The 18,735-nt window shown below is 54.5% G+C and carries 18 protein-coding genes, 1 other RNA gene and 1 pseudogene; 8 read left to right on the top strand and 12 right to left on the bottom strand.

Going from position 1 to position 18,735, the window contains the following annotated elements; all coding sequences use genetic code 11:
- Positions 1-155: 155 nt before the first annotated feature.
- Positions 156-764, bottom strand: a complete 609-nt coding sequence (locus HFM78_RS08815) for a DUF2301 domain-containing membrane protein (protein ID WP_287129067.1) — start codon at positions 762-764, stop codon at positions 156-158.
- Positions 764-1,687, bottom strand: coding sequence for a S1C family serine protease (locus HFM78_RS08810; RefSeq protein WP_287129066.1), 924 nt, complete (start codon positions 1,685-1,687; stop codon positions 764-766). The genes HFM78_RS08815 and HFM78_RS08810 overlap by 1 nt, the downstream gene beginning before the upstream one ends.
- A gap of 106 nt (positions 1,688-1,793) precedes the next feature.
- Between HFM78_RS08810 and HFM78_RS08805 the strand changes: the two genes are divergently transcribed.
- Both HFM78_RS08805 and HFM78_RS08800 read left to right on the top strand, forming a co-directional pair.
- Entirely contained in the window at positions 1,794-2,021 is a 228-nt protein-coding gene (locus HFM78_RS08805; protein WP_287129065.1) for a heavy-metal-associated domain-containing protein, read from the top strand.
- A gap of 113 nt (positions 2,022-2,134) precedes the next feature.
- On the top strand, positions 2,135-4,036 hold the full coding sequence (locus HFM78_RS08800; RefSeq protein WP_287129064.1) for a PhoX family phosphatase: 1,902 nt from the start codon (positions 2,135-2,137) through the stop codon (positions 4,034-4,036).
- On the opposite strand, the gene HFM78_RS08795 is transcribed toward HFM78_RS08800, so the two are convergent.
- Positions 4,033-4,365, bottom strand: coding sequence for a carboxypeptidase-like regulatory domain-containing protein (locus HFM78_RS08795; protein WP_287129063.1), 333 nt, complete (start codon positions 4,363-4,365; stop codon positions 4,033-4,035). The two genes, HFM78_RS08800 and HFM78_RS08795, sit on opposite strands and share 4 nt — an antisense overlap.
- A gap of 177 nt (positions 4,366-4,542) precedes the next feature.
- On the opposite strand from HFM78_RS08795, the pseudogene HFM78_RS16265 reads away from it, so the two are divergent.
- Positions 4,543-5,299 (top strand): annotated as a pseudogene (locus HFM78_RS16265) (RNA-guided endonuclease InsQ/TnpB family protein).
- A 14-nt stretch (positions 5,300-5,313) separates the two neighbouring features.
- Here the strand turns inward: HFM78_RS16265 and rpiA are convergent.
- A complete protein-coding gene (rpiA, locus tag HFM78_RS08780; protein WP_287129060.1) occupies positions 5,314-6,009 on the bottom strand; it encodes a ribose-5-phosphate isomerase RpiA in 696 nt (231 codons plus the stop codon).
- Between the two features lie 60 nt (positions 6,010-6,069).
- On the opposite strand from rpiA, the gene ssrA reads away from it, so the two are divergent.
- Both ssrA and HFM78_RS08770 read left to right on the top strand, forming a co-directional pair.
- Positions 6,070-6,444: a transfer-messenger RNA gene (gene ssrA, locus HFM78_RS08775) on the top strand.
- Between the two features lie 68 nt (positions 6,445-6,512).
- Positions 6,513-6,821, top strand: coding sequence for a PDGLE domain-containing protein (locus tag HFM78_RS08770; protein ID WP_287129059.1), 309 nt, complete (start codon positions 6,513-6,515; stop codon positions 6,819-6,821).
- A gap of 4 nt (positions 6,822-6,825) precedes the next feature.
- Here the strand turns inward: HFM78_RS08770 and HFM78_RS08765 are convergent, their stop codons facing one another.
- The 5 genes from HFM78_RS08765 to HFM78_RS08745 all read right to left on the bottom strand — a co-directional run bounded on the left by HFM78_RS08765 (position 6,826) and on the right by HFM78_RS08745 (position 13,786).
- Positions 6,826-8,391: an alpha/beta hydrolase gene (locus tag HFM78_RS08765; RefSeq protein ID WP_287129058.1), complete on the bottom strand. Its 1,566-nt coding sequence runs from the start codon at positions 8,389-8,391 to the stop codon at positions 6,826-6,828.
- Between the two features lie 160 nt (positions 8,392-8,551).
- Positions 8,552-9,586 (bottom strand): hemerythrin domain-containing protein, encoded by a 1,035-nt coding sequence (locus HFM78_RS08760; protein ID WP_287129057.1) that lies wholly within the window; start codon positions 9,584-9,586, stop codon positions 8,552-8,554.
- A gap of 124 nt (positions 9,587-9,710) precedes the next feature.
- Positions 9,711-10,970 (bottom strand): DUF3084 domain-containing protein, encoded by a 1,260-nt coding sequence (locus HFM78_RS08755; protein ID WP_287129056.1) that lies wholly within the window; start codon positions 10,968-10,970, stop codon positions 9,711-9,713.
- A 67-nt stretch (positions 10,971-11,037) separates the two neighbouring features.
- A complete protein-coding gene (locus HFM78_RS08750) occupies positions 11,038-11,166 on the bottom strand; it encodes a hypothetical protein (protein WP_287129055.1) in 129 nt (42 codons plus the stop codon).
- Positions 11,167-11,281: 115 nt separating this feature from the next.
- Positions 11,282-13,786, bottom strand: coding sequence for an HlyD family efflux transporter periplasmic adaptor subunit (locus HFM78_RS08745; protein WP_287129054.1), 2,505 nt, complete (start codon positions 13,784-13,786; stop codon positions 11,282-11,284).
- A 242-nt stretch (positions 13,787-14,028) separates the two neighbouring features.
- Here HFM78_RS08745 and HFM78_RS08740 point away from each other — a divergent pair, with 242 nt between their 5' ends.
- Positions 14,029-14,928, top strand: a complete 900-nt coding sequence (locus HFM78_RS08740; protein ID WP_287129053.1) for a sulfotransferase — start codon at positions 14,029-14,031, stop codon at positions 14,926-14,928.
- 6 nt (positions 14,929-14,934) lie between these two features.
- Here HFM78_RS08740 and HFM78_RS08735 read toward each other — a convergent pair whose 3' ends face one another.
- Genes HFM78_RS08735 through HFM78_RS08725 form a run of 3 tightly spaced genes read right to left on the bottom strand, consistent with a single transcriptional unit; the run spans position 14,935 to position 17,138 of the window.
- On the bottom strand, positions 14,935-16,623 hold the full coding sequence (locus HFM78_RS08735) for an AarF/ABC1/UbiB kinase family protein (protein ID WP_287129052.1): 1,689 nt from the start codon (positions 16,621-16,623) through the stop codon (positions 14,935-14,937).
- 14 nt (positions 16,624-16,637) lie between these two features.
- Positions 16,638-16,970 (bottom strand): DUF6825 family protein, encoded by a 333-nt coding sequence (locus HFM78_RS08730; RefSeq protein ID WP_287129051.1) that lies wholly within the window; start codon positions 16,968-16,970, stop codon positions 16,638-16,640.
- 27 nt (positions 16,971-16,997) lie between these two features.
- The gene (locus HFM78_RS08725; RefSeq protein WP_287129050.1) at positions 16,998-17,138 is read right to left on the bottom strand and encodes a photosystem II reaction center protein K; all 141 of its coding nucleotides are present in this window, start codon (positions 17,136-17,138) and stop codon (positions 16,998-17,000) included.
- Between the two features lie 279 nt (positions 17,139-17,417).
- Here HFM78_RS08725 and HFM78_RS08720 point away from each other — a divergent pair, with 279 nt between their 5' ends.
- Positions 17,418-17,687, top strand: a complete 270-nt coding sequence (locus tag HFM78_RS08720; RefSeq protein ID WP_287129049.1) for a hypothetical protein — start codon at positions 17,418-17,420, stop codon at positions 17,685-17,687.
- 42 nt (positions 17,688-17,729) lie between these two features.
- Positions 17,730-18,686: a quinolinate synthase NadA gene (gene nadA, locus HFM78_RS08715; protein ID WP_287129048.1), complete on the top strand. Its 957-nt coding sequence runs from the start codon at positions 17,730-17,732 to the stop codon at positions 18,684-18,686.
- Positions 18,687-18,735 lie beyond the last annotated feature (49 nt).

Raw genomic sequence — 18,735 nt, 5'->3', positions numbered from 1 at the left:
GAAAGAGAGGAGTTTGAACGATGTGCTGAGGGAGCTTGTTAGACTCTCGAATCAAAGCCGTCGTGAACGACGGGGCTTGTATCCCAATTTCCCGGTCAAAGAGTGGAACCCTTACATCAGGTAGGGAATCTACCAAAATATTGACCCAGCGGATACTAACGCGATTTTAGATAGGCAAACACACTCTTATCCCCAATGTCGGGGTCTAAGGGTTGCCAAGTTTTCCGGGCGGCGAAAGTCAAAAGTAAACCCGCGATGACGACAAAAGCGACTTGACCGGCAGAGAGGGAGAGGACCCCGATTAAATGGGCGAGCAGAACTAAGGGCACGAGGGGGACGAGGAGTGAACTCTCGGTCCACCGGAAACAAAGCGTTTCCTTAATCAGTAGTCCGGTCAAGGCGGCAAATACGAACCCCACCCCCCAGATGGTAGCTGGATACTGAACCACCGTCAGGGCCAAGGGACCGGGTAGCCTCAGAGCAATCCCCACGCTTGCCAGCACCCCAATCCCCCATAACCCCTGCAAAGCCCGGTGGAGTAGCTTCATGTAAATGTGAATCGTCCAGAGAGCTACCCCCAGACTCAAACAAAAAACCCCATAAATCGCCGTCAACCCCTCCCACGGCAGCCCCGCTAAGGCCCAAGCTACCCCCAGGGCAAAACTCCCACACATCACCACCAAGGCTGAGCGATAGACCTTCACCTCACGGCGGTCAGCGGGGGTAATCGTGTAGGAGCCAAACTGTCCCTGGTAGGTCGTCATCAGAAATCCACGCGTAGGTTAGTGAGGCGACGGTTACGAGCCACGGTGAAGACCGCCGAATCAGGGCGACTATCCAGGAACTCCCGTAGGTCCTCAGTCCCAGCCAAGGGTTGTCCATTGATCGCCACTAACTGGTCTCCCGTCCGCAGCCCCAACTCCGCTGCCAGTGATCCCGGCTGCACCTGTTGGATGACCAAGGTTTCTGCATCTAGAGAGACTCCGAGGCGGGGCGGCTCATTGGGACGGACAGCGACGGTTCCGGTGGGTGTCTTTTGGTACTGCTGAATAAAATTACGAGCGACCACCGCACTGGTGGCAAAACCAATCCCCACGTTGCCGCCATCGGGACTGAGGATGGCTTTGTTGACCCCAATCAACTCTCCGCGCGAATTGAGCAAGGGTCCGCCGGAGTTACCGGGGTTTAGGGCTGCGTCCGTTTGCAGGTCCCCATTGCGCGAAATCCGGCTCAAAATTCCCCGCGTAAACGTCCCCGAGAGCCCAAAGGGATTACCAATGGCAAAGACCTGTTGGCCCACCTGAATTCCGTCTTGGTCCGCTAAAGGGATGACTGAGAAGCGGTCCTGGGTCGTCAGCCGGACTAAAGCTAAGTCATTGCGCCGGTCCACTGCCGTTACCTGCCCGGTATACCGTTTACCCTGACTGGTCTGAATGGTCACGGTCCCACGGGGAGCATTGCGGATGACGTGTTCATTGGTGAGGACGAGTCCCTCGGGGCTAATGACCGTTCCGGCTCCTGATCCCAACCGACTACTGACCGTCACAACCGCTGGACTGGTGGATTTATAGACATTGATACTGGTTTGCTCTTCTGGATCAAAACGAGCCTTGGTCGGGGCTGCTAGGACAGGAGTTGCCATTAGCCCCAGCGTAAGTACACACAGCCACAAACGGTTGAATTGCATAGCTGACGGAACCTAACGGATATTTAGTTTGACGTTAAACTGGGCACGAGAGTTCCCAATGCCAAGGGATACCATGAGGTCATACAAAGACTAACTCGGTGAACCCATGCCCCTGCCAAAGCGTCGTACTGCTACCTTAAATATTCAGGGGATGAGTTGTGCCGCCTGTGTCGAGCGAGTAGAACGTCGGCTCAGCACCCTGACCGGGGTTGAGGCGGTAACGGTAGATTTGAGTACTGCCACTGCCCAAGTCACCTATTATCCGCACCAAACAACCCCGACAGAGTGGGCCACGCCCCTAGCCCAGGCTGGCTACCCGGTCACCACTGCCTAAATGAGCACAGTTCTAGTTCTCAATTAACACGCTATTTACAACAGCGATGGGGATTGTCAAGAGTGAAGGTAGGAGCAGTACACTACTTACTAAGTACAGAGTTATCCCTAGTTATGCAGGAAGCACAGTGGCAACGCCGTCAATTTTTACAGTTTATGGGCGGGGCAACCCTCACGCTCAGCGATGGAGCTTGGGCCAAGACGACGCAGACACGGCAACCGATTGTGCGGCGAGGTATCCCTTTTCGCAATCCGGTCCAGCCCGATAGCTTAGATGACTTGACGCTGCCCGAAGAATTTACCTATCAAGTGGTAGTCCAGTGGGGCGATCTCCTGACCCAGGACGGGCAACGGTTTGGCTATAACAATGATTTCACGGCATTTGTTCCCCTCAAGCGGGATGAGGGCCTGCTCTGGGTGAACCATGAGTACATCAGCGAAGAAGTGTATAAGGCCAGCTATGCTCAGGTTTTCGGGCGTGAGCTACCCAAGGACCGCAATGAGCAGGTAGCTATCTATAAGAAAGAACTCGGCGGGTCGGTCGTTCACCTCAAGCGCATGGCTGAAACTTGGCAATTAGTTGTGGACTCGGCCTATAACCGCCGGCTTGATGCTAACAGCCCGCTCCTTGCCGATGGTCCTGCCGCTGTTCTTTTTAGTGAACCGCCCGTGGGTACGTTTGCTAACTGTTCGGGCGGGACGACTCCCTGGGGCACAGTCCTCAGTTGTGAGGAGAACTTCCAGAACTATGTCCCCGAGGTATCTTTCTTGCTCAATGACCAGGGTAAGCTGACAGGCAAGGTGGGGACAGGCGGCAGCTTCCAGTTACCGGGGGAGCATTACGGTTGGGTGGTGGAAGTGGACCCCAAGGCCCCCCAATCCACCCCAGTTAAACACACTGCCCTCGGTCGTTTTCGCCATGAGAATGTCACTTTGCGCGTGACCCAGAACCAGCCCTTACTTGCCTATCAGGGAGATGACCGGCAGGGGGGACACGTCTGGCGTTATGTGAGCAAGGCCCCCTATCGCAAGAACCAGACCGCCCGCCAAAAATCGCGCTTATTGAGTGAAGGGACCCTCTACTGTGCCCGTTTTGACCCTAAAGGTAAGCTAGACCAGAACGGGTTAGTGATGTCAGGCCGGGGCCAGTGGCTACCCTTGACGCTAGAAACCCCCCTCAACCCCAACACCCCCAGCCAAACCGTAGACCTACCCGATAATTTAGTTTTTGAAGATGGTAAGTTCCAACGGGCCGATGGTCAGCCTGCTCGTGTGCTGGGAGACCTCTATGCCAGTCTGGGGGCTATTTTGGTGGATGCAACCCGAGCGGCCCATGCCATCGGTGGAACCCCCACGGGTCGCCCAGAAGACTTAGAAGTCCACCCGCGTACGCAACAGGTCTATATCGCCTTCACGTCTTCCAGTAGTGCGGATACGGGCCTGATTGACCCCAGCCGTCCTAATGACGCAGCCCATCTCTTTGACCAACTCCCGCCTAAACTGACCCAGGGTAAAGCCCAGCCCTACAGCTCGGGTCAGATTTGGAAGCTAGACGAAGGGAAGGACGTGGCTGGACCGGAGTTTGTGTGGGGGAGATTTGTACCCCGCCCGGACCAACTCGGATTCTCCATGCCAGATAACTTGGTTTTTGACTCGGTGGGCAATCTCTGGCTAGCAACGGATATGTCTACCAGTGAGATGAACGACGACTCGCCCCAAGGCCGTTTTGGGAATAACGCCATCTATGTCTTGCCCACAGACCCCAAGGTAGCCGGAGCGGGCAAAGTCCACCGTTTCGCCTGTGGCCCCGTGGAGTGCGAACTGACCGGACCCAGTTTCACCCCTGACGAGACGACCCTCTTTGTCGCTGTCCAGCATCCCGGCGAACGTATGGGTATCCGTACTCCAGACTCGCCCAAAGATAACCGGGGCAACTTACGCGGGAGCAACTGGCCTCAGGTCGGAGCGTCCGGTTGTGCTCCGCGGCCGGCAGTGGTAGCGATTACCCGGCGTTAGTATTCGTCGTCGTGGTGGGGGTCTTCGATGATGGATAGGTCTAGGTTGACAATGGTGGTTGGTCGGGGATAGACAATCAACCGCCCGACCACGGTTTCCTGGTCAGGTACAAAGATCTGGACGAGATAGGCCCCCGGTTTCACGTTGCGGAACCAGTAGGCCCCCGCGCTGTCCGTGGTGGTCTCTTGCTTGGGGTCACTCAGCAGGACGACCCGTGTGTTAGCAAAAACTTTACTCTGTAAGGTTTCGTAAACTCGTCCGTAAACGGCTTCTGCCTGCACGGGCAGAGCCAGGGTCAGGGCCAGAAGACTAAGCATGAAAACGCGCATGGGTGGATTTCCTAAGTAAGCAAAGCATAGGCGAAAAAGGTTAAGGCTTGGGGTAAGCCTAGTTAAGGAAAGGTTAAGACAGCCGGGAAGTCACGCGCCATACCCCTTGGGTTGGCTTCGGGACGTAAAGCTGGTGAGCTGACAGGCGAACCGTCTACCTTGCTCTACCATAGAAACGTGAGAATCACTTACCAGTACCGGATACGCCCCACTGCAAGCCAAGCAGCTGCCATGCTGCAATGGCTTGAGTTATTACGTAAGCAGTACAACTACCGTCTAGGGGAGCGTTTTGACTGGGAGCGGCTCAACAAATGCCCGGTTGACCGTTGTTCGCTGGTTAGTTGCTCCATTGCTCCACCCAAAGCCAAACCTAACTATTACAGCCAACAGCATGACCTGCTCCACACTAAAAAGCTGTTTCCTGAGTACACCGCTATTCATTCTCAAGTGCTTCAAGATTGTGTCAAGCGCGTAGACCAGACATGGCAACGGTTCATCCAGGGAGACAGCAACGGTAAGCACTCAGGTCGTCCCCGGTTCAAAGGAAAAGGCCGCTATCACTCCTTCACTTACACCCAGATGAAGGTGGGATGCTTAGACGGCAAACGACTTACCCTGCCCAAACTGGGAGCCGTCAATTCTCGCCGTCAAAGCTGCAAATGCTGGGCGGATGACGATAGCAGTAAACCCAAACGGCACAAGTCAAGCATGTTCTGGTTGTGGAACTCATCTCCCTAAGACCTTAGCTGACCGATGGCACTCCTGTCCTAACTGTGGTCTGGAGCTTGACCGGGACCACAATGCAGCCTTGAACATCAAACACCGAGCCGTGAGCGGCTGGGTAAAGGCGGAGGGTCATCCCGTCTCGGCTAGGGGAGGCTACCAGAGTGCTGGGCCGATGAACCTAGAAGCCCGCGTTCGATGCCAAGCATGAACGTTGGGAATATGTCACGACAGCGTGTAAACTTCCACTTGGTCGCCCACCACCCGGCCCACCAAGACTTCATTGACGAGTCCCACAAACAGACCGTTCTCTAGCACTCCAGGAATATTGTTGAGGGTCATCTCCAAGGCTGCCGGGTCGGGGATCGCCTCAAACTGCACATCCACCACAAAGTTGCCGTGGTCGGTAATCACGGGACCATCTTTTTTGACCCCGAGCCGAATCTGGGGGGTGCCGCCGAGTTTCGTGAGCGCGGTCATCACGCCATAGACAGCGGCGGGTAAGACCTCCACGGGTAAGGGAAAGGCTCCGAGCTGCTGGACTAGTTTGCTTTGGTCCACGACGACGAGGAAACTATCCGCCCGCCCGTCCACAATTTTTTCTAAGGTATGGGCCGCGCCACCGCCCTTGATTAAGTTGCGTTGAGGGTCCACTTCATCAGCCCCGTCAATCGCCAAGTCAACTTGGTCCACTTGGTCAATCGTGCGGACGGGCAGGCCCTCTTGTTTGGCTTGGACAGCGGCGGAAAAAGAAGTGGGCACCCCGATAATTTGTAATCCCTCTTCGCGTTGACGACGGCCTAGTTCAGCAATGGCAAAGGCGGCTGTGGAGCCAGTTCCGAGGCCCACAACCATGCCGGTCTGGACACGTTGCGCGGCGGTAATCCCGACCTGTTGCTTCATCAAACGAGTCAAATCCATGGGTTGCTTCCAAATTCGCCCCTATCTTCTCATGGCCTTGGTTATAATAGGACAACTCATGGGGCTGAAATGGTTTCGACACCCTAGCGAACCCCTTTCATGCAGGCCGGGCGGACCCGAATCCCGTAAACTCAGGTCAAAAAAAAGTACATGCGAACAACATCGTACCCTTTTCTCGTAAAGCTGCGCTTGCCGTAGCCTAAAAGTCTTAACCGACTTGCGAGGTCCACGTGATGACGCCGATAAATGGCGTGGACAAAACCCCATCGGACGCTCTGGGCTAACGCCTCTGGTCGTTCCCAGCTAAGACAACTAGAACCACCCTATCTCCGGGTCGGAGGTCCCTACTCTAAGGGTTTTAGAGTCAAGCCTGTGGATGAATGAGCGGCTATTAGTTACGGGTGGACAGGGGTTCGACTCCCCTCAGCTCCACCATTTTTTTTGACCACTTCCCCCAAGGTTTCTGAGCAAGAGTGAGCTGATTCAGTTGCTGTTGGAGTGTAATGCGCGATAATCGTTGGGTTTTGTTTGCTTTGGTCTTCGCTCTAGGCGTGGCTCTGGTCTCTCCCTTAGCTAGTCCTAATCCCGACGGACTCAACCGCGTGGCAGAGGACTATAATTTTCAGCAATCAGAAATACCTAGCTGGACAAGACAACTGCCTTTCTATAGTCTCTTCGAGGGATACGCGCTACGAAGTGTGAGCGATCCCGCCCTAGCTAAGAGTGTGGCAGGTTTTCTCGGAACCCTGGTGGTCCTCGGGGGAACCTGGGGGCTAGGGGTCTACCTCCGTGCTCGTAACCGGAAGCCTTGAGCAATTACTTAACGACAGGCTGAACAGTAGGCCGCGTTACGAGCCGGGTGGGTCGGTTCTGGTTACGACTCAAGTAGGGACCATAACTGGGGACTAAGTAGCCCCGGTACCGAACATTTCCGCCCAAATAGCTCTGCCAAAAAGCTACACTCACCGACTGTAAACTGCGCTGGGCATTGAGATCGGGGGCACCGAGTTGGGGCAGTTTGGGGTTAGTCGTAGCTGAGGTCACACTGAAATGGGTCGCCCCAACCAGGGTCAGGAGATAGCTGGGCGCGGGGAGTTGGTTAAAAATGCGGGTCTGCTCTAGCACGGTCGGAGCAACTAGGTCATCGGTGGCGGTGACAACGAGGCTGGGTATCTGTACCCGCCCTAGCCCCCCTGTACCAAAGACCAAGCTGACGGGAGGGCTAGAGGCGATGACGGCTTTAATGCGTTTATCTTGTTGAGGAGTTGAGGGTAGAACCGTCTGTGTCGCTTGACACTGGAAGTAGAAGGCCGGATTAAGTTTTTGCAGTCCTTCTTTGGGTGTGTTGCATTGTTGCTGTAGGTAGGCCAAGTCTAGCACTGCCCCAGCCCCGACCAGGGCCGTGTAACCACCAAAAGAATGTCCAAACACCCCGACTTGATTAAGGTTGAAACGGCCTTTAAAACGCGAGTCGGTACGATTGAGCAGGGCGAGACGGTCAAGTATTACTGTGAGGTCGCCGGGACGGTCTACAAACTCCTGCACGGCAACGACTTCTTTAGAACGTCCTTCACTGAGGGCAATCAGGCGTTGTTCGTCACTCCCAGGATGGTCTGGAGCTACGACTTGAAAACCATAGCTCGCCCAAGCCTCGGCGAGATAGCGATAGGTATTGTTGTCCTCACCGAGACCGTGAGAGATGAGAATAACGGGCCGGAGACCAGGGGCAGTGGTGAGATAGATATCGGTAGTCAAAGGGCGGGTTTTATTTTTTAGGGTCAGGCGTTGGCTGCGGTAGGGGCCGGGTTGCGTGGGGTCCTTGAGACCCTTGGGTACAGTGAAGGGCGGGAGTTTAGCCTGGTCCTCGGCCCCTACTTTTCGGGCCTCATTCACTAGTTGTTGAATCTGGTCTGTGGTGCTCTGTAACTTTAGTGCGTCTACATAGACATTTGTGGTCGGGAAGGTCTCTAGAAAGTTAAGCAGGGTAATCCCATCGGGGCGGTTTGCCGCCAAGACGAGAGCTGCCGAGACTGCCTGTTCACCACTTAAGTCGGCACTGATGCGGATAATCTGGCCCACCTGTTGCAAAAGAGCCTGTCCTAGTTCGGTCCGCAAAAAGCTGTCGGTGGCAACGGTTCCTAACTGTACCCCGCCTTGAAGGGCGGCACGGAGGTCGGTGAGCTCCTGAGACGATAGGAGGTTGGCATAGGCTTGTAGTTCAGGCGTAATCTTACCCGCTTCTACATAGGTGCGGACTGCCCGGACTGGGACTGAACGCTGGAGGCTACCGTAACTGATAACCAGATTTTCGGCGGCTTGCAGCGGTAAGGTGAGGGCTGTAGTCAGGGCGGTCGCAAATAGGACTTTTCCTGGGGAGATCATCGTGGTGTCCTAGATTATGCCCTCAAGATTTTACCTAGGGAATAACTTAAGTGAATCAGTCTTAGGACCCACTCAGTAAAATTCATTAAGCGCGGATTCAGTTCCTACGAAAAAGCGGGAGAACCATTCATTCCCCCGCTTGTTTCATGAGATTGTTGACCTAGTTGCGAGCCATGGTGTCTTGGAGACGGCTCTTGGTCATCTGAAACTCTTTACCCAGTTGCTCTTGCTGTGCCATGTCCAGGGAACTACTCAGCTTGACCAGCAGTTCGTTTTCTTCATGGCGCACGTGCTCTTCAATGGCGGTCTTGAGTTGCTGGATGCGGGTCATGAAAGCAGGTGAACTAGGGCTGAGGGTGCGGAGTTCTGCCAGCAACACTTTAGCTTCAGCCTGCTCTTCGTAGGCTTGTTCCACACTGCTCACGGTGTCGTCGTAGCTGCGGAGGACCGGGTACCAGGTCTGCTCTTCAGCCTCGGCGTGGGCACTGAGGTCCTTGTACAACTGCCCAAAGAATTCCTGCCGTTTCTGGGGACTGTCGGTCTCCTCGATTTCCTTAAAGAGGGTTTCAATTTTGCGGTGGTCAGCCCGAACAATGTCATTAACGCTAAACGAGGCACTGCCCTTACCTTGGGTGATTAGGCTCCCAATCACTCCAGTAGCTGCTGCCGCCGTGTCCATCAGACGGGCAAATAGTCCCTGGTCCGGTTCCTGTCCAGTGAGTTCCCGCACGCCTAGTACTTCAAGGATGGCCTTGAGTTGTTCTTGGTGGGCGCGGTTCTCAAAGTTGACCGTATTGAGAGGAGCCACGGCATTCTCAATATCGGCTCCTACGACTTGACCAGCTTTGTGGACCAAGTAACCCGCCATAAATTGCTTGTGCTTTAACAGTTCGAGTTGAGAAAACTTTTCGTGGAGCGTGAGTTCAGATGAATCCATCATCTTCTGGGTTTCGTCAGCTAACTTGACCAAGCTAGCTTTGGGTTCAGCTTTGATGCCGTAACTGATGATTACATTTTCCAAGACTTCCATATTTTTTTGGTCAGTCTTAATAAACTCGCCCAAACGTTCACGGATGTTCTCATCGTTGGCTGCGGTAAGTAACTTTTGTTCGAGCGCGATTGCCAGTTTTTGTAACGCCTTAACATCCGCCAGTTGTACGGCGATGGCTGAACGTTTTGCATCATCAAGGGTCATGACCATTGTTTCTCTCCATCCATAGGTTGCCATATTTATGAGTTTGCAACATTCATCCTGATCTACCCCTCACCCTAGGGGCGGATAATTATCACTAACTTACTGGAGAATGCGGCAGAGCTCTTCACGTAGCGCGGGTTATGACCCGCCCATCTTGTAGACCAACCAGACTCAAGGTAAGCGGGCCAATCCGATAAATATCTTGGTTTGCCACGGCTTGAACCACGACCTCCCCCTGATAACGCTGGAGGTCACGGACTAGTTGATCCAGAGCTTCGGCGGGGAAGTAGCCCACATCCCCCCGTGCAGTTGAGAAAATTCCTTTGTCACGGGCCTTCCGGCTGGCTTGCTCAAAGAGTTGTTCAACAGTGACACGGAGTTCGGACTCAGACCGGGGTAGGGTAAGACGTTGAGTAGCCATAACCTCGCCGCTACCAAACAGGACCGAGTTGGGTAGGACCCGTGCCGTAACCAGGGTGGGTTCACCCCGGAGGATATTACGGGTGGCAATCAGTTGCACGATCGAAGCTTGCTCAGTCGTCAGAGCCTTGCGTAACTGCGCGACGACCTCAGCAGGTATGAGCAGGGCGCGGTCTGTGCCATAGGGGGCACTCCCTTGTTTACGGATATCTTGCTCGGCTAGGAAAAAGAGATTATCTAGGGCGGCTTGTTGTTGGGCTGAGGTGAGACCAGTCCGCACAATCCCAGCGGAAACCACATCCCCGGCCTGGAAGATAAAATCGCCGTAATTCACCAGTTCACTCGCTTTATTACGTAGGTCTAGGTAACGGGCACTGCTGAAGGCCAGGGATTGGGAGAGTTGTTTGTTGCGAACGAGTAGGGCTTTTTGGCGGTTGAGGAGGCGGATTTCTTCGGTTTTGAGGGCTTGAACTTGGTTCTGGGCTTGGGCTAGCTTGCGTTGCGAGGCGGCTTCAGCGGTCTCGGCTTGCCGTTGGATGGCAATAATTCCTTGTTGTAAAGCTTGACGACGGGCTTCGGCAGCTTTTTGTTGAGTCTGAGCTTGTTGCAATTGCTGATTGATCTGCCGGAGTTGCTGCTCAGCGCGGGCTTGTTGGGTGCGGGCAGTGGTGAGTTCTTGACGAACGGCGGCCTGCTGGGTCTTGGCCTGTTGGAGATTATTGAGGAGAGTATCGAGTTCAAATAAGCCGACGCGGACCTGTTCATTGACCAGTAAAATGACCCCAATTGTCACGGCTGAGACAGTAAAGCCCGTCAGAAGCGTTACCACCACCGCCGTATACTTGGGCCGCAACCCGAATACGCTCAGCCGCGCCTTACCTACTTTAAAACCGAGTCGATCACCGAGCGCGGCAATCCCGCTCCCCAGCAGCAGAATGGTGAGGATGAGTAAGTAGCCTGACATAGACTCGTCCCGCCCTGTCTTGCCGTAATCGTACCCTACCCCCGGATTGACCACCAACCTCGTGTTATCACGGACCCATGTACTTCCCAGACGTTACACCACCGCCCCCCGTCTCAGTCCCCGGCAAGCCCCAGAGGACTTGCCGCAGGTACGGGCCTTCATTTTCACGCTCCTTACTTATTTCACCGACTGCCACGCATTGACCCCTGAGCAGCGGGGGCAGTTAATTGATGCGCTGCACTCCATGAGTCCGGCGACCCGTGCCTACAAGGGCTTAGGTACGTCTTTTGCAGCGGTTGTGGCGTGGCTCGCTAGGGCATCCAGGACCACATCTCCACCTGCACAAACCGGATAATCGGATGGGCAAAGGCGAGGATAAGCGGTTTGGTCCCCGCGTCTACCTTCACATAACCCGTCATCCCTGGCTTGAGAAACTTCTTGGAATTAGGGACCTCGACGACGACCCGGACTACTTTTTCCGTGGCAATCTCGGCATCATCGGTGGTGGTGGCGTTAGTTTCGACCGAGATGACCTTGGCAATAATCGGATCGCCCGCGTAGGCCAGAAGCTTAATCTCGACTCTGGCACCGGGCTTGAGTTCGATGGCATCATACTCAGGAACCTGGGCCTCCCCCGTGATATTACGGTCATCTTGGGCCGAGGCGAAGGTATCGCCCTGGTTGAGGAAACTTCCGATTTTTTGCTCTAAGTAAGGGGTCTCCAAGTAGCCACTGATCGGCATGACCAGCTTGGTCAAATCCTGCTGGGAACGCGAGTATTTGAGTTGTTGTTGGAGCCGCCGGAGTTCGGCACGGGCGACCTTGATCTCATCGGGATGGGGTCCGGCAGCGACTAGATTCAGGGTTGCCTGTTTACCCTCTAGGTTTTTAACTGCCCCTTCCAAGGCGCGGCGGTTGGCATTGACGTTGATCCCATCCACCTCGGCCTTGCCCTTAGCTTCTTCGTAGAGTTGCTGGGAATAGACCCCTTCTTTGTACAATTCCTCTAACCGTTGGGCAGTCATGGTACTCAAAGCCGCCGTGGCAATCGCCGCATCTAGCGATTTCTCGGTCACTTCCACCTGTTTACCCGCTTCCTCAACGGATTTACGGGCGACAGCGACTTCTTCCGGGCGGGGGCTGTTGAGGAGACGGTCAAGGACAGATTGTTGTTCGGAAACCTGTTCAGTCGTGGTGAGGGTTGTATTCTCAATGTCCGTCGCCCGCATGACGGCAACCACGGACCCAGCCTTGATGAGCTTGCCATCCCCACCTTTATAGGGAACGGTGATGACCTTACCCGTGATCGGGGCTTGGATCGGTTGTAGTTTGGGCGGTAACAGCTTGAGGGGGCCGCCGGGACGGTAGGGATAGGGTAAAAATAGACAACCAATCACCGCCAAAGCCAAGGCAATCTGACCCAGCTGGGTGAACATCCGTTTATTCTTTTCGGCACCCGTGAGCGGTTCTTCAGGAAAAGGTAGGACCTCTGCTGTCGTCATCCGGTTACGCTTGTTCATCTTGCTACGCATACTTTGAATCCTCTTACTCCAGTAGATCAAGCCCAGGGTCAAGAAGACCGCCATCAAGATAAACCAAGTCCCACCGCCCAGCAGGTTCGGGAAGCTCGTGGCAAGTCCCACACTGAACTTCGAGACCAACCGGAAGAACACAAACACCAAGAAGCCCGAGACTCCTACCACCAGAGCTAATAGCCCGATTTCACGCCAAGTGATGGGCTCAGTACGGGGACGGCGGCTAAACAGCGCACCCAAGAGCGCATAGCCCCGCAACAGCAGTTGTTGGAGCCAGCGCGGGGGGAGATAGAAGTAGCTATTCATCCAGCGGTAGCCATCGGAGGTGGGCCGCAACGGAAAGGCATCAATCACAAAGCCAATCAGGGCCGCCATCGCAATCGAGATACTCCAGGTATCCAGACTCGTTCCACTACCCCGCACCCAAAACCAGAGCAGGACCCCCCAGACAAAGAGGTCGAGCTTGAGGAGCATGGAGGAGCCGAGGGTCCACAGGAACTGCTCCCGGCTCAGCAACCGAAAATCCTTCTGAGTGATATAGAGGTGCGGCACAAACCCATAGCGAAACCGCACCCCAAACTCGCGCATCCTGAGCGTGTAAAAAGTCGCAACCAAACCCTTAGTGACCACACTCAAGAAGTTCATCAAGAGGAGGTGGAAGGCCAACCAGACCAAAAAGGGCATCGCCTCCTCTTCCTGGATGATGAAGCTGCTGTTATTGATGGCGGTGAAAAGGGCGATGGGCAATGTGGGGATCAAAAGCCAGACCCCCACAAACTTCAGCACGGGCAGTACAGGCCGCAGTACCCCCAAAACCCCCACGAGGATTCGACTGGGATCAAAGAAAGCAAAGTGATAGTCTGACCGGAAATCCACATCCTCAGGATCAGCATCGTCAGGAATTGCTTCGGTCGCCGGTTCTGTCGCCCGTGGTGACGGTTCGGGGATGGGAATTGAGGGGACTTCACGCGGCACGGGAGCTTCGCGGGGACGGATGGCCTCCATCAAACCGCACTCTGTCATCTGGGTAGAGAAGGCCAAGAGGTCTTCGGTCCCGAGTTCCATGCCAAATTGTTTCTCGAAATCTGTCCGAATCGCTTCGCTGGATGCCGACCCATCCATTGCTGTACATAAAAAATATTCTTCGGGGCCAAATTCAAAGGTTTTAAGGGTGACGGGGTCACGGATGAGATAGGAAATAGTCTGGTTCTTGCGGTTCTCCGTCTGGGTGACGACGAGATCCTGCCGAAAGCGGGTCTGGGATGGCAAGTAGGTAGTCATGGCCTTACAGGAGGAGGGGACAGGAAGAAGACAGCAAGGTCTGGGATTGGGGTATCCGTCACATAAGTTCTACCAGAAATAACCGGGAGCTTCAATGATATGTTTGATCATTTAATAACTGTCGCTGGAATGACCAAGGGGCTCAAGCCAGGTTAGACAATCTTGAAGAATTAGGTAATCCGTAGGGTTCGCGGGTATTGTTGGGGAAGTCTGCAACCGCACACGCTCTTCGTAGGCAAGCTATGGTCCCACAACCCGTTTTTGTCCTCGCTTCTGCCCGGTCCTTCACCACCATTGTCAGTGGGCTCCTCGGTCAGCACCCCCAGGTCTACGGGGCACCGGAGCTTAACTTATTGATGACACCGACCCTGGGACAACTGGTCCGGGGCACGAAAGTCGTTGAATTCCAGCTCCATGGCCTGATTCGGACCATAGCCCAACTCTACACGGGCGAACAGACGATGGCCTCGGTAGACACAGCCCGCCGCTGGATTCAGAAACGTTACACCTGGACCTCCGAGGCGGTCTACCACGAACTCGCCGCCAAGGTCGCCCCCTTACGTATCATTGACAAAAGTCCCAAGTACGCCACCAGCCTCCAGGTCCTCAAGCGCACCCGGCAGGCATTCCCTAACGCTCACTACCTCTACTTGGTCCGTCATCCGCGCACCCAGGGGCTTTCAATGATGAAGCTGGCCCACGGTGCTCTCGCGGGGATCAACCGTTCCCTCGATTACTCCACGGACCCCCCCACGGTAGACCCGCAACTGTTGTGGTACAAGACTCAGCGCACTGTCCTCGACTTTTTGAGTACGGTCCCGGCCCACCAGCAGATGCGGGTCCGGGGAGAGGACATCTTGAACCAGCCCGAGGATTCCCTCTCTAAGGTTTGTGAATGGCTGGGTTTGCAGTGGGACAGCTCGGTGTTTGAGGCGATGCTGCGGCCTGAGGATTCGGTATATGCTCGCTTCGGTCCCTACGGTGCCCACTTGGGCAATGACCCCAACTTCCTGCGCTCCCCGGCGTTTCGCTACCAGCAAATTCCGGCGGCTAAACTTGCTGGTCCGCTACCGTGGCGCAAGGACGGTATGGGTTTCCTGGTCGAGATTATGGAATTAGCCCGTGAGTTGGGTTACGAGTAACTCCAGTTAATCGGGCGTGTTGCGCTGGAGACGGAGGAGGACACGGCTGAGCGCGAGGGCTAAAATTCCGGTGAGGAGCAGTCCCAGCAGGGCTTCAACGATGTGGGTGCTTGTGTAGAGGACTACTGTGGCAACTAGGCTTGCCCCAGCGAGGACCGCGTAGACCAGCCCCAGGGTCGTCATATTCAAGCGGCGTAGGAGACGGTCAGTCTCGCTGGCCTTGACCCGGACCCGTAACTCGCCGTTATCCAAGCGGTCTAGGGCCTGTTCAACGCGGCGGGGAAGATTGGCGGCTTGCGCGGCCTGTTGGGAGATTTGGTTGAGCAGTCCACCAGGGGACGCAAAGTTGTTGGCGGTTTCGTTGATCATTTGGGTGGCGAAGGGTTGAGCGACTTCCATGAAATTGAAATTGGGGTCCAAGCCCTTCCCCAGTCCTTCCAGGGTCGAGAGTGCCCGAAGGACAAAAGTAAAGGTAGCCGGGAACCGGAAGGGCTGGTCATAGGCCATCTCATAAATATCGTCCGTGAGATGAGCAAAGGACACTTGGCTATTATCCTCAAAGGGCCGTTCAGCAAAATTGTTGAGCATGAAGGTAATCGAGCGGCGAATCGGGATACGGTCAGCACTGGGTTTAATTGCTCCGAGTTCAGTCAGAGAATCAATGACCTTATCAGCATCTTTTTGAGCGATCCCCATAAAAGTGTCCATCAACTTAATCTTGGTCTCAGGCTTAATCTCGCCCATCATCCCGAAGTCATAGAAAATCACTGCCCCATCATGACGTACTGCCAAGTTGCCGGGATGGGGGTCGGCGTGGAAAAAGCCGTCTTCTAGAAGTTGCTGGAGATAGGAAGAAGCTCCAATCCGAGCGAGGGCCTTGCGGTCCAACCCGGCTTCTTCAAGAGCTTTATAGTTACTAATCTTGATCCCCGGCGCGTACTCCAGGGCTAAGACCTTAGGCGATGAGTACCGCCAGTAGACCTTGGGGACGTGGATTTGCGTATTATTGCGGAAGTTGCGCCGGAAGGTATCGGCATTGCGGCCCTCGTTGAGATAATCAATCTCCTGGTAGAGAATGCGACAACACTCGTCATAAATCGGCAACCACTCGCGACCCTTACCATAATCGGGGTGGTTCTGGAGGTAAGTAGCAACATCACGCAGGATCTTGAGGTCAATCTCAAACAATTTGACTAGACCGGGACGCTGGACTTTGATGACTAGCTTTTCGCCTGTAGCAAGGTCTGCTCGGTGGACTTGGCCCAAAGAAGCAGCGGCAATGGGCAACGGCTCAAAATAGCTAAAGAGTTGGGAAACAGGCTTCCCCAGTTCACTCTCAATCGTCTTGATCGCTAGTGCATAGGGAAAAGCCGGGACCGCATCCTGGAGCAGGGCCAGCTCCTCCACGTACTCCTTAGGAAAAAGATCAGCCCGCGTTGAGAAAAGCTGTCCGACTTTAATAAATGTAGGACCGAGCTCTAGTAAGGTTTCGCGAATCCACACCGCCCGTTGTTTACGGCGCAAGACTTGGGCTACTTCCGTCAGGGCCTTGTCTGGATAGGACCAAGCCTGTTTATCCAACCAGCGATAGAACAGAAACAATAGGACAAAGGACCAGATATCAAAAACCCGTCGCCAAGGCGAGTAATTTTCACGACTCCAACGGTAGGAAGAGGGAGTTTGGGGGGGAGCCATGGTGCGTCCCCTGGTTACGTGATTTCACTGCGGTAGCGTTGCAGTTCAGAACGCAACTGCGCTATCTCAGCTCTGAGGCCATCTACGGTTGCCTGCAACTCAGTTTCACGGGTAAAAACCACCCCGTCCCCTTGTACTACGTCGGAAAGATCTTCCGCTGCTCGTGTTTCTTGCTGGGCCGCCCGCTCTAGGACCGCATCGGTGAAGGTCCGCAGTTGCTCACGCTGCTCAGATTCAAACTTGCCTAGATCACTCAGCAGGTCAGTCAAACCGTCTTCTAATTTTTCAAAAAGGAGATCGGCAGCGGCCCGTCCGATGAAAAAGGCCCGTACCAATGGATCTTGCATGATATTGTACCTGCCATGTTACAAGGGTTATTTGAACCCGACTGCCGCTTGCCACACAAAGGCCAAAAGGAAGAAGAAAATTGGGATGATCGGTAGTAAATCAATAAGCGGGGTCATCCAAGCCCATTCTGGCGGGATCGAGTTGGCAAACATGAGGGCAGTCGTCATGGTCAGACATCCTTCTCGTCGGGTCTTTGATTATGGTAACATTAGCATAACTTAAGAAGAAATGTAACAAAGTATTAAGGTTGTTCGAGCGGAATTACGGACACGCTTAATCCGTGAAATACCTGAGAGCATGGGTACTGACTTCGGGTTATCATTTATCCAGACGTCCGACAGCAGGGGGGAATCAAGTTCGCTGACGGACTTTCCTTAATTTTAAAATTGAGTCTTTAGGAAACCCATCCTGGGAGTGCTAGGGTGGGAAGAAATCGGGAGTCCCGGATGTACTTGATTGAAGTCACGCTGAAAGCCAATCCCCTTGCCCTCGGGGTCCAACGCAAAGAACAACAGGCTGCTGAAGCCCTGTACCAGAACATTCTCACCGCGCTCAAATCAGGTCAACCGACGGTCCTCGAACTGACTTGTGAACGTCACCCCGAAAAGCGGATTGCGGTAAACACGAGCGAAGTTACGGCTGTACAAGTCTCCGAAAAATCTTCTTCTAATAGTAACCTCGGCTTAAGGGCGGGGTTTGCAACTAGTAATTCGTAAAGTGTTATAATGAGAGACCCCGTTTTTTAGAGGCGGTGTCCCATGCTTTTAATCCAATCATCTGTCTCTGCCCAGCTTGATCTTTTTGCTGAGATCGCTGACCTGAAGCGGCGCATGAATGCAGTCATCCTGGCGCACTACTACCAGGAACCCGACATTCAGGATATTGCTGATTTTGTGGGGGATTCTTTGGCCCTAGCGCGGCAGGCAGCAGAGACTAGGGCTGAGGTCATTGTCTTTGCCGGGGTTCACTTCATGGCGGAGACCGCGAAAATACTTAATCCCACCCGGCAGGTCCTGCTACCAGACCTAGCGGCGGGTTGTTCCTTGGCGGATCAATGTCCGGCGGATCGTTTTCGGGAGTTTTGTGCTCAACGCCCGGACCATCTAGTGATTTCGTACATCAACTGCACGGCTGAGGTGAAAGCCCTCAGTGACATTATTTGTACCTCCTCGAATGCAGTGGCGATCGTCAACCAACTCCCGCTGGACCAGCCAATCATCTTTGGTCCCGACCGCAATCTGGGCCGCTATGTCAACCGGATGACCGGGCGCGAGATGGTGCTTTGGCCCGGTGCCTGTCTAGTCCATGAGATTTTTTCGGAGAAGAAGCTTCTGCAATTGAAGAACCGTCATCCCGCTGCTCTCGTTATCGCCCACCCAGAGTGTGAGGAAGCGGTTTTACGCCATGCGGACCACATTGGTTCCACGTCCTCGCTGCTGCGATTTGTACAGCAGAGTCCAATCCAGGAATTCATCGTGGTGACCGAGAGCGGGATTCTCCACCAGATGCAGAAGTCCTGCCCGGACAAACACTTTATCCCCGCCCCGCCCAACGGGAACTGTGCCTGTAATGAGTGCCCCTTCATGCGGCTCAACACGCTGGAGAAGGTTTATCTCGCTATGGTCAACCGCAGTCCTGAGATCGTCATGGACGAGACCTTAAGAGAACGTGCCCTGCTACCGATGACCCGGATGCTGGCAATGAGTCCGGTTTAGTTGACATACTCACCGTCCTAAAGGCGCGGTGATTCCCTTGCGGTTACTG

The sequence above is a fragment of the Candidatus Cyanaurora vandensis genome, assembly GCF_013285555.1.
Lineage (GTDB): Bacteria > Cyanobacteriota > Cyanobacteriia > Gloeobacterales > Anthocerotibacteraceae > Cyanaurora > Cyanaurora vandensis.
The sequence above is the reverse complement of the archived record's forward strand: the minus strand, read 5'-3'. Positions and strand labels throughout refer to the sequence as shown.

Coding starts and splice junctions, on each gene's coding strand:
- HFM78_RS08815 (WP_287129067.1), bottom strand. CDS start 764: ATGACGACCTACCAGGGACAGTTTGGCTCCTACACGATTACCCCCGCT.
- HFM78_RS08810 (WP_287129066.1), bottom strand. CDS start 1,687: ATGCAATTCAACCGTTTGTGGCTGTGTGTACTTACGCTGGGGCTAATG.
- HFM78_RS08805 (WP_287129065.1), top strand. CDS start 1,794: ATGCCCCTGCCAAAGCGTCGTACTGCTACCTTAAATATTCAGGGGATG.
- HFM78_RS08800 (WP_287129064.1), top strand. CDS start 2,135: ATGCAGGAAGCACAGTGGCAACGCCGTCAATTTTTACAGTTTATGGGC.
- HFM78_RS08795 (WP_287129063.1), bottom strand. CDS start 4,365: ATGCGCGTTTTCATGCTTAGTCTTCTGGCCCTGACCCTGGCTCTGCCC.
- rpiA (WP_287129060.1), bottom strand. CDS start 6,009: ATGGATTTGACTCGTTTGATGAAGCAACAGGTCGGGATTACCGCCGCG.
- HFM78_RS08770 (WP_287129059.1), top strand. CDS start 6,513: ATGCGCGATAATCGTTGGGTTTTGTTTGCTTTGGTCTTCGCTCTAGGC.
- HFM78_RS08765 (WP_287129058.1), bottom strand. CDS start 8,391: ATGATCTCCCCAGGAAAAGTCCTATTTGCGACCGCCCTGACTACAGCC.
- HFM78_RS08760 (WP_287129057.1), bottom strand. CDS start 9,586: ATGACCCTTGATGATGCAAAACGTTCAGCCATCGCCGTACAACTGGCG.
- HFM78_RS08755 (WP_287129056.1), bottom strand. CDS start 10,970: ATGTCAGGCTACTTACTCATCCTCACCATTCTGCTGCTGGGGAGCGGG.
- HFM78_RS08745 (WP_287129054.1), bottom strand. CDS start 13,786: ATGACTACCTACTTGCCATCCCAGACCCGCTTTCGGCAGGATCTCGTC.
- HFM78_RS08740 (WP_287129053.1), top strand. CDS start 14,029: ATGGTCCCACAACCCGTTTTTGTCCTCGCTTCTGCCCGGTCCTTCACC.
- HFM78_RS08735 (WP_287129052.1), bottom strand. CDS start 16,623: ATGGCTCCCCCCCAAACTCCCTCTTCCTACCGTTGGAGTCGTGAAAAT.
- HFM78_RS08730 (WP_287129051.1), bottom strand. CDS start 16,970: ATGCAAGATCCATTGGTACGGGCCTTTTTCATCGGACGGGCCGCTGCC.
- HFM78_RS08725 (WP_287129050.1), bottom strand. CDS start 17,138: ATGACGACTGCCCTCATGTTTGCCAACTCGATCCCGCCAGAATGGGCT.
- HFM78_RS08720 (WP_287129049.1), top strand. CDS start 17,418: ATGTACTTGATTGAAGTCACGCTGAAAGCCAATCCCCTTGCCCTCGGG.
- nadA (WP_287129048.1), top strand. CDS start 17,730: ATGCTTTTAATCCAATCATCTGTCTCTGCCCAGCTTGATCTTTTTGCT.